General features: G+C 54.0%; 11 protein-coding genes and 1 pseudogene. 7 read left to right on the top strand and 5 right to left on the bottom strand.

Annotated elements, in window-relative coordinates; translation table 11 throughout:
- Nucleotides 1-315 precede the first annotated feature (315 nt).
- Nucleotides 316-2,025 carry an ABC-F family ATP-binding cassette domain-containing protein gene (locus tag MXM41_RS01835; protein ID WP_325929546.1) on the top strand — a complete coding sequence of 570 codons (1,710 nt, stop codon included), beginning with the start codon at nucleotides 316-318 and terminating at the stop codon, nucleotides 2,023-2,025.
- A gap of 37 nt (nucleotides 2,026-2,062) precedes the next feature.
- Here the strand turns inward: MXM41_RS01835 and MXM41_RS01840 are convergent, their stop codons facing one another.
- Nucleotides 2,063-2,662 carry an inorganic diphosphatase gene (locus MXM41_RS01840; protein WP_325929547.1) on the bottom strand — a complete coding sequence of 200 codons (600 nt, stop codon included), beginning with the start codon at nucleotides 2,660-2,662 and terminating at the stop codon, nucleotides 2,063-2,065.
- A gap of 267 nt (nucleotides 2,663-2,929) precedes the next feature.
- Here MXM41_RS01840 and adhP point away from each other — a divergent pair, with 267 nt between their 5' ends.
- Nucleotides 2,930-3,940, top strand: coding sequence for an alcohol dehydrogenase AdhP (gene adhP / locus MXM41_RS01845; protein ID WP_325929548.1), 1,011 nt, complete (start codon nucleotides 2,930-2,932; stop codon nucleotides 3,938-3,940).
- Nucleotides 3,941-4,045: 105 nt separating this feature from the next.
- Here the strand turns inward: adhP and MXM41_RS01850 are convergent, their stop codons facing one another.
- The 3 genes from MXM41_RS01850 to MXM41_RS01860 all read right to left on the bottom strand — a co-directional run bounded on the left by MXM41_RS01850 (nucleotide 4,046) and on the right by MXM41_RS01860 (nucleotide 7,614).
- Nucleotides 4,046-5,023, bottom strand: coding sequence for a hypothetical protein (locus MXM41_RS01850; protein WP_325929549.1), 978 nt, complete (start codon nucleotides 5,021-5,023; stop codon nucleotides 4,046-4,048).
- A 12-nt stretch (nucleotides 5,024-5,035) separates the two neighbouring features.
- Nucleotides 5,036-6,817: a hypothetical protein gene (locus MXM41_RS01855; protein ID WP_325929550.1), complete on the bottom strand. Its 1,782-nt coding sequence runs from the start codon at nucleotides 6,815-6,817 to the stop codon at nucleotides 5,036-5,038.
- Between the two features lie 287 nt (nucleotides 6,818-7,104).
- The gene (locus MXM41_RS01860; protein ID WP_325929551.1) at nucleotides 7,105-7,614 is read right to left on the bottom strand and encodes an Rrf2 family transcriptional regulator; all 510 of its coding nucleotides are present in this window, start codon (nucleotides 7,612-7,614) and stop codon (nucleotides 7,105-7,107) included.
- Between the two features lie 198 nt (nucleotides 7,615-7,812).
- Here MXM41_RS01860 and MXM41_RS01865 point away from each other — a divergent pair, with 198 nt between their 5' ends.
- The gene (locus MXM41_RS01865; RefSeq protein ID WP_325929553.1) at nucleotides 7,813-9,015 is read left to right on the top strand and encodes an NAD(P)/FAD-dependent oxidoreductase; all 1,203 of its coding nucleotides are present in this window, start codon (nucleotides 7,813-7,815) and stop codon (nucleotides 9,013-9,015) included.
- Nucleotides 9,016-9,102: 87 nt separating this feature from the next.
- Nucleotides 9,103-9,693, top strand: a pseudogene (locus tag MXM41_RS01870) (alkylhydroperoxidase domain protein); the annotation flags it as partial.
- Between the two features lie 79 nt (nucleotides 9,694-9,772).
- Here the strand turns inward: MXM41_RS01870 and araJ are convergent.
- On the bottom strand, nucleotides 9,773-10,957 hold the full coding sequence (gene araJ / locus MXM41_RS01875; RefSeq protein ID WP_325929554.1) for an MFS transporter AraJ: 1,185 nt from the start codon (nucleotides 10,955-10,957) through the stop codon (nucleotides 9,773-9,775).
- A gap of 200 nt (nucleotides 10,958-11,157) precedes the next feature.
- Here araJ and ppk2 point away from each other — a divergent pair, with 200 nt between their 5' ends.
- The 3 genes from ppk2 to MXM41_RS01890 all read left to right on the top strand — a co-directional run bounded on the left by ppk2 (nucleotide 11,158) and on the right by MXM41_RS01890 (nucleotide 12,656).
- Nucleotides 11,158-11,976 (top strand): polyphosphate kinase 2, encoded by an 819-nt coding sequence (gene ppk2 / locus MXM41_RS01880; protein WP_325929555.1) that lies wholly within the window; start codon nucleotides 11,158-11,160, stop codon nucleotides 11,974-11,976.
- Nucleotides 11,977-12,144: 168 nt separating this feature from the next.
- Nucleotides 12,145-12,333, top strand: coding sequence for a hypothetical protein (locus MXM41_RS01885; RefSeq protein ID WP_325929556.1), 189 nt, complete (start codon nucleotides 12,145-12,147; stop codon nucleotides 12,331-12,333).
- Complete coding sequence (locus tag MXM41_RS01890) at nucleotides 12,333-12,656, top strand: CcdB family protein (RefSeq protein WP_325929557.1); 324 nt, start codon at nucleotides 12,333-12,335, stop codon at nucleotides 12,654-12,656. Before MXM41_RS01885 ends, MXM41_RS01890 begins: the two co-directional genes overlap by 1 nt.
- Nucleotides 12,657-12,665 lie beyond the last annotated feature (9 nt).

The raw sequence follows: 12,665 nt of genomic DNA on the forward strand, positions 1-12,665 counted from the left end.
CCAAATCAGGTTAGGCCAGGAGGTTTTAAAATGCAACCACATGCCGTACCTTGCTGAAAAGCCGCTTCCCCGCTACACTCGCTTCATCCATCAACCCACTGAATATAAAAGGAGGCTAATTATGCTGTGCTGTGAAATTTTTGATATTTCACTTCACTTAGGCGATCGCACCTGCTCAAGCGTTATCGGTTTCGTGCTGCGATAACTTCGGCTTGAGCGAAGACACCTAAGACAATCCCTTCTCTCGGGCTTACCGGGTTATCGTCAGCGTTGATTGACGAGGCATTTTTATGCCTGTAACTCTTGAGTAAGCAAATGAGCACATTACTGACTGCACAATTTTTACGTGTTGATACCGCCTTCGACACCCTTTTCGATAACCTCTCCTTCAGCCTGAAAAAAGGCGACCGCATCGGTCTGATCGGCGATAACGGCTGCGGAAAAAGTACCCTGCTGAAGATCCTCGACGGCACCGACACGCCCCTTTCCGGCACGGTGGCCCTGGCCGGCCATTGTCTGATGGCGCGCGTAGAGCAACAGCTTCCGCAGGTGGTCTACCCGTTGACGATGCTGGATGCCGTTCTGGCGCAGCTGCCGGTATCTGAGCGTGAAAGCCTGCGCTGGCGGGCGGAAACCCTGCTGGCAGGCATGGGTTTTACCCCGGAAGACGCCGCGTTGCCATCGGCCACCCTCAGCGGGGGTCAGCATACCCGCCTGCTGCTGGCGCGGGCGCTGATCGGTGAGCCGGATCTGCTGCTGCTGGACGAACCCAGTAACCACCTCGACCTGCCCACGCTGCTGTGGCTGGAACAGTTTTTACTGAGCTGGCCCGGCAGCTTTGTGCTGGTGTCGCACGACCGACAGCTGCTGGACGCCGTCACCAACGGCAGCTGGATCCTGCGCGACAAAACGCTGCACTCTTTCGCCCTTCCCTGCACCCGGGCGCGTCAGGCGCTGGCAGAGAAAGATGAAAGCGATGCGCTGCGCCATAAAGCAGAACAAAAGGAGATCGACCGGGTTACCGCCAGCGCGAAACGGCTGGCGACCTGGGGCAAGGTCTACGATAACGAGGATCTGGCCCGCAAAGCCAAACAGATGGCGCGCCAGGTGGATCGGCTGAAGGAGAGCCAGACGTCGCTGACGGCAGGCAGCCCCTGGACATTAACCCTGCGCGGCGATGCCCTGCGGGCCGACCGTCTGCTGGAGATAGACCGGCTTGGCGTGGCGCCTGCCCCGGGCGTGCCGGAACTGTTCACCGTGGAGAACATTCGGTTAAAAAGCGGCGACCGGGTCGCCATTGTCGGGCGTAACGGTTGCGGAAAATCCTCACTGATGCGGCTCATCTGGCAGCAGTTCATCGCTGATGCAAGCCACGCCGGCCTGACCCTACATCCGCGCGTAACCCTGGGATATTACGACCAGACACTGCACCAGCTTGCGGATGACTCCTCGCTGACAGACGCCCTGGAGCCGTTCGCGGCGAATATTCAGGATCGCAAGATGGCGCTGATTTCCGCTGGGTTCAGCTGGACGCGGCACGGGCAGAAAGTCGGCACCCTGAGCGGCGGCGAGCGCTCGCGGCTGCTGTTTATTGGCCTGACGCTGGCCCGCTTCAGCCTGCTGATGCTTGATGAGCCGACCAACCATCTGGATATGGAAGGTAAAGAGGCGCTGGCAGAAACGTTACAACAGTTTGAGGGCGGCGTGCTGCTGGTCAGTCACGATCGGCAGTTAATCAGCCAGAGCTGCAATCGTTTCTGGCTGATTGAAGAGGGTATCCTGAGCGAATGGCATGACGCCGACGCGGTGTTTGCCCGACTACGCGACAGTAGCGGATCGCCTGCCCAACCGGTATCCGATATGCCGAAGGCAAGCGAGATGGCACCCGACGATGATCTGCTGGAACGGCTGATTATGCTGGAAAAACTGCTGGAAGAGGATCGTCTGCGTAAGCCGAAACATCAGAAGCCACAGCTTCAGGCCCGGTGGCAGGAGGAGATTGCCGCGCTGACGGCGCAACTCTAGGGCAATGCCCGGCGGGTAGCCGCCGCCGGGCAATTGTTTATTTCGGCTGGTTGGTTTTCCAGGCATCCCATGCCTGTTTGATCTCTTGCTTCGCGGTGGCGGCGTCGTTAAAACCGTTCAGCTCCACCGTTTTACGCCCTTCCGGCAGCTGCTTATAAACGCGGAAGAATGACTCGAGACGCTGCTGCTCAATCTTCGGCAGATCGCTTAGCTCCTTGATGTCGTCATAGGTCGGGTCAATTTTGCTGGCCGGCACCGCAACGATTTTGTCGTCTTTTTCGCCGCCATCGATCATCTTCAGCACGCCAATGGCGCGCAGTTTAATCAGGGTGCCCGGCGCCATCGGTGCGCGGGTATAGAAAATCACATCCAGCGGATCGCCATCACCCGCCAGCGACTGGGTCAGCGAGCCATAGTTTGCCGGGTAAGCCACCGGCATCGACTGGAAACGGTCAGCGATGATAAAACCCGTTTTAGCGTCGGTTTCATACTTAATAATCCCACCCGCAGGAATTTCGGTTACGGCGTAGAACTCTTCCGGGTTGTTATCAGGCTGGGGGAATTCGAGGATGTTTTGCGCCTGTACGGAAACGGACAGAAATACGCTCACTGCGAGAAGTTTTTTTACCAGATGCATCGTCTTTTTAACTCTTCGGTTATTGAGAAGACAACACCTTACGGGCTGGTTATGTCAGAAACATGACATATTTACTGCAGTAATAATAACCAGTTAATGGATGTGGCTATTATTAATTTTCAGCGTTTGACGCCGCAAATCAGTATCTAAACTATTACATTATGTTACTGCGACCTTGTCACAATCTTTAAAAAACTTAATCCTTAATGGGTATGCCGTCTTATCTGACCTGCCTCGCAGATCCGCAATATGAAAATGGAGAAACATATGAAAGCTGCTATCGTGACTAAAGACCATCAGGTAGAAGTGACCGAGAAAACCCTGCGCCCGCTGAAGCACGGCGAAGCGCTGCTGAAGATGGAGTGCTGTGGCGTCTGCCACACCGATCTTCATGTCAAGAACGGCGATTTTGGCGATAAAACCGGGGTGATCCTCGGACATGAAGGCATCGGCGTTGTGCAACAGGTCGGCCCGGGCGTTGCCTCGTTGAAACCGGGCGATCGTGCCAGCGTAGCGTGGTTTTTCGAAGGGTGCGGCCACTGCGAATACTGCAACTCAGGTAACGAAACCCTGTGCCGTAACGTGAAAAACGCCGGTTACTCCGTGGACGGTGGGATGGCAGAAGAGTGCATCGTCACCGCCGATTATGCGGTAAAAGTGCCGGACGGGCTGGACTCCGCCGCCGCCAGTAGCATCACCTGCGCCGGGGTTACCACCTATAAAGCGGTAAAAGTGTCAGAGATTAAGCCCGGCCAGTGGATCGCGATCTATGGCCTCGGCGGGCTGGGAAACCTGGCACTGCAATACGCTAAAAACGTCTTCAACGCCAAAGTGATTGCCATTGACGTCAATGACGAACAGCTGAAACTGGCCCAGAGCATGGGGGCCGATCTGGTGGTTAACTCCCGCACGGAGGATGCCGCGAAATTCATTCAGGAAAAAACCGGTGGCGCCCATGCTGCGGTGGTGACGGCCGTGGCGAAAGTGGCCTTTAACTCCGCGGTTGATGCCGTTCGTGCCGGTGGCCGCGTGGTGGCCGTTGGCCTTCCGCCGGAGTCGATGAGCCTTGATATTCCGCGTCTGGTGCTGGATGGCATTCAGGTGGTGGGCTCGCTGGTAGGCACCCGTCAGGATCTGACCGAAGCCTTCCAGTTCGCCGCCGAAGGCAAAGTGGTGCCGAAGGTGGCGCTGCGTCCGCTGGGTGATATCAATGCCATCTTCAAAGAGATGGAGCAAGGCCAGTTCCGTGGCCGTATGGTGATCGATTTCCGCTCATAAATCCTGTTGCGCCCTCCCACGCGGAGAGGGCGCGATTTTCCTTTTGCGCAACGGAATTATTTATTCCCTTTTCCCGGCGACTTTAATGACTGTGTTACCCGCATATCAGGCAAGGCTCAGCGCGTCATTTCTGTTAAAAGTTGCCTGTACTCGGTCAGAACTTAACAGTCCATCCAGTTTAGCCAGCGCAGTTCTCAAAGGAATCATCTCTGTGCCCGATGCATCAATATCGATAATCCGCGGTTGGTCATCATTCAACTCTTCGATGATATCGAGGACCCAGAGGATGTTTTTACGCACGCCTTCGCAAATCGCTTTCAGCTTGCCATAGAAACCTGCCACCTGAGTGATTGCCGCCAGCTTAATGCGAACGTTTTTTTCCTCCAGTTGAAGTTTCTCCATCTCCCTGTTCAGGTTTTGAGTCTGGATTTCGTTGCGCTTTTGCTCCTCACGCAACGTACTCTGTATTTCTTTGGCAATCTTCAGTTGGCTCTCGCCATCCCTCAGCGCGTTTCTGTATCTGTTTATCTCGTCCCGAAGGGTGTTGATGCGCGCGGCGTCCTGGTCGATCAAGGACTTGATTCCCTTAATGGCGCGATCGAGGCCTAAGCAAAGTATTGACAATATGATACTCCCGGCCGATTTGTCGTTAAGATCGTCAAGTTTCCGCTGATGCTCACGCCGCTCTCCTTCTGAGATAGCCAGACGATGTTCCAGATCGGCCAGTTCTCGCTGCAGCTGCTGAGCATTTACATCTTGCATCTTGATCTTGACATTCAGATCGGCGATCTGTTTTTGAATCCCCGCTATCTCGTCATTTAATTTTCCGACCTGCTTAATAATGGATGTGACTGTCTCAGTCACCTTTTTTTGCTCCTCCTTATAAAGCCGTTCGCCCTGTATGGTCTGGGTGTGCAGATGGGTTACAGCAGATGTCATTGCGCTGACCGTTTCAATTGCCGCTTCCTGGCGTTGGTTTTGCAAAAGAATGGCGGCTTCCGTCAAGCCTGCGACAACACTTTTGAGCTCGGAAGAACCCGGTTGCAATTCGTTTTTTGCATAAAACTGAAATTGATTATCCATATCGTGTTTCCTTTATTGCACGGTGAGAATGGCGCGCTGCTGTTCCAGCTCGATGGTCTGCATACGGGACGCCAGCAAACTGTCTTCCACAATGAGAGCAAGATTTTTCGCCAGTTCCGGCGCCTTGCGTATGGCTTCCTGAATGGTTGGGGATTCCCGCAGATATTCGACGGCTTTTTTCTGCGCTTCGCCCGCGGCCTTGAGATAGTCCCCGGACAGCCCGTTTATCGCAACCCACTGGCACAGGTAGCGGAGGAACGACCGCATGAACTGAGGCTCCAGATACTCCTGAAGGCGAACGTCGAGGTCCATATCCTTAAGGTCGTCCAGATCCCGCTGGAAACCACTGGTGGTCATCTGTCCGCAGTAAGCTGACATTTGATCCCAGAACAGGCTGGCGTTAGTCAGGGTTCCTATCACCTTGCCGAGCGCATCGATCGCGCTGTGTAACGAGTTGACGGAGAGGGTCGCGTTACCCTGCTCGATTTTGAGGTTTTTCAGGCTTTCTGCATATTCTGCCAGCGCCACCAGCGATGCCCGTTTTTCCTTCTGGAGTTCGAGCTGCTTGTTAAGCAGGTTGATTCGCTCTTCCCGCACAGTGGCTTCTGTTGTGGCTGCTGTTTCCGCCATCTTGCTGGTAGAGGCGGCAAGGTTTGTCAGAGACGCCCCGGCTGCGGCATAGGCTTCGTTGCTTTCCCTGGCATCCTTTTCCAGCAATTCAGCAGCGCTGGTCAGCGCCGGCAGCTTCGCTGTGGCGGTTTCATGTTCGGTTTTTTTGTCGTCGCGTTTGGCCCGAAGCGCAGTGATATTTTCCTGTCTGGCAGTGCTGTCTTTTTCCAGACTGGTTAGCGCGGTATTCAGATCATCCAGCTCATCTTTCAGCCGTTTGATGATAGTGCGCTGGGCTTCCTCTGCGTCTTTTGCCTCGAGATATTTTTTCTGCGCTTCATCCGAGATTTTTTTAGCGCTGTCCATCGCGGCCTGTGCCGCTTTGATTTGCGCATTATCCTCAATGCTTGCACCCGCCTTGTTGATAATGGTGGCCACCGGGTTTTTGGCTGCTGAGTAACTCCCCAGGCCCGCGCCTATTGCGCCCGTTACCGCGCCGATGACCCCCATTATCAGCGCTTTGGTTGACTCTTCAGCCTCCCGGTTTTTGGCATCCTCGTACAGTCTCTGGGTATTTTCAATATCGTCGATTAACTGCTGTTGATTAACCTGCTCGGCTTTTTGTTTGGCCGTAATTTCCCGTTCGGCTTTCTGCGCAGCTAACAGCCGATCGTTCTCGCTGGCCTCTTCCAGAATAGTGTCAGATTTAGCTCTGGTGGAATCAACCTGTAAGGACTTAAACTGTTCAGCAAGGGTTTTCGCTTTTATCGACATGGCGCTCGAAGACTCTTTACAATGCGCCAGTTTTTTAAATGCCAGCTTTTCCTGGCCTTTTGTTAGCCAGCGGTAACACTGCTGAAGTAATTCAATAATATTTCGTGTTTCGGTCTCGAATGTCGTCATGGTAATAACGCATTCGTTGCATAACATGGCCAGTCGACTTTGTAGCCTGGCAATCTCTGACTGTAACGCCCCTCCTCTGGCACCTGCAACGCCATGATAAGCAACATAAAATAGCTCAACAGAAAGATTAAGATTTTGGGTGATGTCGTTAAGGCTTAATTGACCCAGAACTCTTTGTTTCTCTTGCTGCACAAGAGGATCGGTAAAGGGGGGAACTTTTTCGAGATCGTATTCTTTTTTTTCAATAACAACGACGGTTCCTTCATACTCCAGTGAGTTCATTCCATGTCTCTCCTTTTTTATGACAAGCATTAACCACTATATATAGTGCGGTTAATATTATTGTGAAACCTGTCAAAAAAATGATTCAGGGATAAGATTAATCCTATTACCCTTTAAAATTAAAAACAGAATGAAGTCGCTGGCTGTATAAAAAATAGAAAAATAAGCCCCGGGCGAGATTTATATTATTTATGGAATTTATAATTAACGGCAAAAGCAGCTTGATGTATTCATTACCTGAATAAATCAAGCTACATGCCTGTCGGCGCGTTTTTTAATGTTCGCATTTATCCCGAATGCCGCCGATCGTCAATCCAGTCCTGAACCTCAATCTGAAAGGTATCCGGTGCCTTGCGGTACATTTTGCGCGCCAGGTCGAGGATCGTGTGTCGCGCCAGCTCCTCTTCCATACGCTGCTGGGCGCTGTCCATCACCGAGCGCACGCCGCAAGGGCCATCGCAGACCCAGGCCGGAGGCGTTTCCTCAAAAACGGCCAGCCGCTGGCGTATCTCCCGGCACTCAAACACACTCTTTTCGCCATCGATAGCCTGGGCGATATCCAGCACGGTGATAAGTTCTGCAGGCCGCGCCAGGCGGAAACCGCCGCCCTTGCCTTCGGTGCTGCTGACCAACCCGGCACGCGACAAACGGGTGAAGATTTTGCCCAGATAGTCATAGGGCACACCCTGTAATGCCGCCATCTCCCTGACGCTCATCTCACGATCGTTACCTTTCGCATCCACCATGTTCATCAGGCTATGAATGCCGTACTCCACACCAGAACTGTAAAACGCCATGGTTTACTCCGAATTTATTAATCCGGGTCATTATACCGGGGTTCAGTCAAATAAGAACAGCATACAGACGGGCTTTCATCTAACGCTATGTTCTAACAAGACTTGCGGTATGTACTCAGAAAGATCTTGTCGCAGTTAACTCCGACAGGTATAGTCCGTGTTAGTCAGCCACCCGGCCTGAAAAAAAAAGGATCGAAGATGAAGAAGCATATTTTAATTGTGGGCAGCGGTTTTGCAGGCATGTGGGCGGCGGTAAGCGCCGCGCGTCTTGCCGATATTGAGGGGGATGACGACCTGGCGATTACGGTGCTGGCTCCCCGTCCCGAGCTGCGTATTCGCCCGCGCTTTTACGAAGAACAGGTCTCAAATTTTGCCGCCCCGCTGCAGGATCTGTTTGCCGGGCTGAAAATTAACTTTATTGCCGGGTCCGCTGAGCGCATTGATGCAAAAGAGAAAAGCGTCTGGTATCGCGATAACCAGGGTAACGTGACCCTGGCTTCTTACGATCGACTGATTCTCGCCACCGGCAGCCAGACACGGCGCCCGGCCATTGCCGGTCTCGCGGAGTATGCCTTTGATATTGACCAGTTAGAATCCGCGCAGGTTTTCGAGAAACACCTTGATTCACTGATATCACGCCCTGCCACGCCGGCGCGTAACACCGTGGTGGTGTGCGGCGGTGGTTTCACCGGTATTGAGCTGGCAACTGAACTGCCTGCCCGCCTGCGGGCCCGTTTTGGCAATAATACGCAGACCAAAGTTGTCGTAGTTGAGCGCGGTGCGGTCATCGGCGGGCGTTACAGCGAAGAGTTACGCCGCACTATTGAGGAGGCCAGCAATGAACTGGGCGTGGAGTGGCGCCTGAACAGCGAAATCGAAGCGGTCGATGCCACCGGCGTAACGCTTAAAAATGGCGAGCACATCGCCGCCGCGACCGTGGTATGGACCGGGGGCGTTGAAGCGCACCCGCTAAGCCAGCAGATTGCGGGGGAGCGGGACCTGCAGGGACGCTTAAAGGTTAACGAGAATCTCCAGGTGCCTGCTCACCCGGACGTTTACGCCACCGGCGACATGGCTCACGCCAGCACCGACGATCGGGGCAATACTGCGCTGATGACCTGTCAGCATGCGATCCAGCTCGGAAAATTTGCCGGGCATAACGCGGCGGCCAGCCTGCTCAACGTGGCGCCGTACCCCTATCGCCAGGTGAACTATGTGACCTGTCTCGATCTCGGCGGCTGGGGCGCGGTCTATAGCGAAGGCTGGGAACAGGCGGTGCAATGCGTCCGCGATGAGGCGAAAAAAATAAAAATCGCCATCACCAACGAACTCATCTACCCACCGGCAGCCGACCGCGCTGTAGCTTTTGCCGCCGCCGATCCGCTGGCGAAATTCGTCTAGTGCCCGTTAACCGCGCCACTCCCGGCGCGGTTTTTGTATTGCCACTTTCCGCAAATCCTTAGCTCAATTCCTTTGTTCCCTTCTTTTACCAAAAACGGCAAAGCGGCACCGGTGCAGTTCACTCAACTGGAGCCTGGCTGGGAGCCGTAGCTGGCGCCAAAACCGCTGGCAGACTTTACTGCCGACGAACAGGCGATCCTGGCGAAATTCGGCCACAGCGATTCTGACTATTTCCGCCTGCTGGGGCGCAACCTGCCGGTGCTGGAGCAACGCACGCTTACCGATAAAGGGATTTTCTATACTCCTGGTGGGCTGCCGCGCGCGGAGCGGGAGCTGGCCGCCGCGGTCACCAGCAAGATCAACGGCTGCATTTACTGTGCCTCTGTTCATGCGCGCAAAGCCAGCCAGCTTTCGAAAGAGAATGATGCGGTTGAAACGCTGCTGGCGGTGCAGCCCGGGAAATCGTTGAGTACCGGACAATCGCCGCGCTGGCGGGCGGGGATTGATTTTGCCGCCGCGCTCTCCGTGACGCCGCCGGCCCTAACGCCAGGACATCTTGCCGGGCTGCAACGCGAGGGGCTGGATACCCTGGCTCAGCTGGATCTGGTGCAGTCCGCCGCCTTTTTTGCATGGGCCAACCGGTTGATGTTAACCCTGGGGGAGCCGTCGCTTCCGTGATCGCTGTTCGCCGGGTGGCGCTGCGCTTACCCTGCCTGCAGAACCTGCAGGCCCGTGCAAGCGCAGCGCCGCCGGGCAATTAGCGCGCCCGGGCTAATCTCTGCACGCTATCCTCATTCCGCCGGGCTTTCAGATACCCGTAAATCAACAGCGACGACATCGCAAAGAACGAGAGCAGCGCCGCCGGTAACGTCACGTAACTCCAGCTAAAGCCCAGCGTAATCATCATCCCGCCAAAATAAGCCCCGATAGCGCTCCCGAGGTTAAACGCCACCTGGCCGCCTGCCGCACCGAGCATCTCCCCGCCCTGCGCATTTTGCAGGAGCAGAATTTGCAGAGGGGCCGACAGCGCGAACAGACCGGCGCAGCAGATAAAGCCCATCCCCAGCGAGGCTAAAGGCCTCTCACCAAAAGCAAACAGCAGCAGCAGAGACAGCACAATCACCAGGTCAGTTACCGCTGCAATCCGCAGCGGGCTGTAACGCCCGGACAGTTTGCCGCTGAACAGGTTGCCCAGCACCATTCCGAGCCCCATCAGCATCATAATGGCGGTCATTACCCCTTCGGTAAAACCCGACACGTTGATCATAAAGGGTTTGACGAAACTGAACCAGGCGAAAACCCCGGCGTTGCCGAACATGGTGGCAGCAAAGATGAACCAGGGCTCCGGCTTTTTCAGAAAATAAAACTGCTCCCGCAGACGGCGCTGGGATTTATCAAAGGTCTGCGGCACCCACAGAACGACAGAGAGCATCACCAGCAGGTTGAAAGCGGCAATCAGGAAGAAGGTGTAACGCCAGCTGAACTGGTGCCCAAGCCAGGTGCCAAAGGGCACGCCCGCCAGATTGGCTACCGTCATCCCGGCGACCATTCCCGACACCGCCAGCGTCACTTTGCCTGGCGGCGCAATGCGGGAGAGGATAATCGTCCCCACGCCGAAGAAGGCGCCGTGCGGAAAGCCGGAGACCAGACGGCCAATCGCCAGCATAGTGTACGAGGTGGAGAAGGTAAAAATCGCATTGCCGACCAGACAGAGCGTGACCAGAAACAGCAGGATGGTTTTCAGAGAGAACTTACCGGAACAGAGCGCGATAACCGGTGCGCCAATCACCACCCCAAAGGCGTAAAACGAAATCATGTTGCCGGCAGAGGGTATGGTAATGCCCACGTCCCGCGCCAGTTCAGTTAACACGCCCATAATGCCAAATTCGGCCATCCCCAGACCGAAGGTGCCGAGTGCCAACGAAAACACCGTCTTTTTCATACCACAGCCACTTGTTAAAAAATTGCGACAGACATTATTGAACAATCTTGTATGGTGAGCCAGTTCAAATCGCGCCCCTGGCAGCTTCATCCATTATTTCGGGTAGGGAGTGAATATTTTCCAGCAATGCGCGTGTCCATGATTACACTTCAAAGTGTTATGTCCCACCGTACCGGCTGAATCTCAGAAAGGAACGCATCATGGCAGATAAAAAGAAAAGCAAACCCGTTGCGAATATCCCGCCTCCCACCCCCCTTAAGCGCAAGGAGTACGAAAAAGAGCTGCATCGCCTGCATGTGGAGCTGGTTAAGCTTCAGCGGTGGGTGGTGAGCAAGGGCCTGAAGGTGTGTGTAGTTTTTGAAGGCCGCGACGGCGCCGGTAAAGGCGGCACCATTAAAGCCCTGACCGAGCGCGTCAGCCCGCGCGTATTCCGTGTGGTGGCGCTGCCCGCCCCCACTGAGAAAGAGAAAAGCCAGCTCTATTTCCAGCGCTACGTCCCGCATCTGCCGTCGGCCGGGGAAATTGTGATTTTCGACCGCAGCTGGTACAACCGCGCGGGCGTGGAACGCGTGATGGGCTTTTGTACTGAAGATCAGGTGGAAAAGTTCCTCGACGGGGCCCCCATCATCGAAAAAGCCATGGTCGATGCAGGTATTATTCTGATCAAATATTGGCTGGAAGTGACGCCTAAAGAGCAGGAGCGCCGCCTGCGCGACCGCATCAACGACGGACGGAAGACCTGGAAACTCTCCCCGATGGACGTCAAATCCTTCAACCGCTGGGACGAGTACACCGAAGCGCGCGATGCGATGTTTGCCGCCACCGATACCGCCTGGGCCCCATGGTTTGTCGCCCGTTCCGAAGATAAAAAGCGCGTGCGGCTTAATATTATTTCGCACCTGCTGTCGCAGATTCCGTATAAAGATATTCCAGAAGAAGCAGTTAAATTACCAAAACGAAAAATCGGCAAAGTTAAACCTACGGCTTACCCTTTCCGCTATATTCCTGAGAAATTCTGAATCTTTCTCCCGGTAATTTGCCGGGAGTTTTCTTCTTGCTTAATAGATTTACAGCGCGTTGCATTTGACTGGATGTCGCCTCGCAATTTAGAAATTACCAGGCGAATCAGTATTGTTTTTCATGGTGGGTGATTGATAATGGCCGCATCAACACAGGAGACAATAACGATGAAACTGGACACCCCGAAAAACAACACCATTAAAGAGCACTTAACCGGCGTCACGCCGCGCCCGGCGTTAACGCCAGAGGAACGCCTCGAACAAAGGAAACGCGATAAAGAATTCATGCAAGCTATGAATGAGTTTGTCGCAAAATATGGAACAATTACCGATGATGAATTTTTCAGGGTGATATAATGCTAAAACAATTCAATGTATATCGAAACTCATCGAACATAACCAACAGGCAGCTGCCTTATTACATGATTATTCAACATGATTGTTACGATGATTTCGACACCCGCGTTATCGTTCCGTTAATACGGGCACGTAAACTACCACTCTGGCATGAACACATTGCACCACGTATCAATATTGACTTTGAAAACCTATTAATATTTGCACCGATGGTAACGAATATTAATAATGCAAAAATCAATAACAGAGATTATATCTGTAATTTGCGTAACGCACGCCAGGATGTCGTGGCGGCAATCGATGCTTTAGTCACCAATACCTGACTTCCCAAT

It is taken from the genome of Leclercia adecarboxylata, assembly GCF_035787115.1.
Taxonomy (GTDB): domain Bacteria; phylum Pseudomonadota; class Gammaproteobacteria; order Enterobacterales; family Enterobacteriaceae; genus Enterobacter; species Enterobacter adecarboxylatus_E.

Bases quoted from the DNA above. Each gene is read 5' to 3' on its own strand.
- araJ (WP_325929554.1), bottom strand. From the start codon at position 10,957: ATGAAAAAGACGGTGTTTTCGTTGGCACTCGGCACCTTCGGTCTGGGG.
- MXM41_RS01850 (WP_325929549.1), bottom strand. From the start codon at position 5,023: ATGGATAATCAATTTCAGTTTTATGCAAAAAACGAATTGCAACCGGGT.
- ppk2 (WP_325929555.1), top strand. From the start codon at position 11,158: ATGGCAGATAAAAAGAAAAGCAAACCCGTTGCGAATATCCCGCCTCCC.
- MXM41_RS01860 (WP_325929551.1), bottom strand. From the start codon at position 7,614: ATGGCGTTTTACAGTTCTGGTGTGGAGTACGGCATTCATAGCCTGATG.
- adhP (WP_325929548.1), top strand. From the start codon at position 2,930: ATGAAAGCTGCTATCGTGACTAAAGACCATCAGGTAGAAGTGACCGAG.
- MXM41_RS01855 (WP_325929550.1), bottom strand. From the start codon at position 6,817: ATGAACTCACTGGAGTATGAAGGAACCGTCGTTGTTATTGAAAAAAAA.
- MXM41_RS01840 (WP_325929547.1), bottom strand. From the start codon at position 2,662: ATGCATCTGGTAAAAAAACTTCTCGCAGTGAGCGTATTTCTGTCCGTT.
- MXM41_RS01885 (WP_325929556.1), top strand. From the start codon at position 12,145: ATGAAACTGGACACCCCGAAAAACAACACCATTAAAGAGCACTTAACC.
- MXM41_RS01835 (WP_325929546.1), top strand. From the start codon at position 316: ATGAGCACATTACTGACTGCACAATTTTTACGTGTTGATACCGCCTTC.
- MXM41_RS01865 (WP_325929553.1), top strand. From the start codon at position 7,813: ATGAAGAAGCATATTTTAATTGTGGGCAGCGGTTTTGCAGGCATGTGG.
- MXM41_RS01890 (WP_325929557.1), top strand. From the start codon at position 12,333: ATGCTAAAACAATTCAATGTATATCGAAACTCATCGAACATAACCAAC.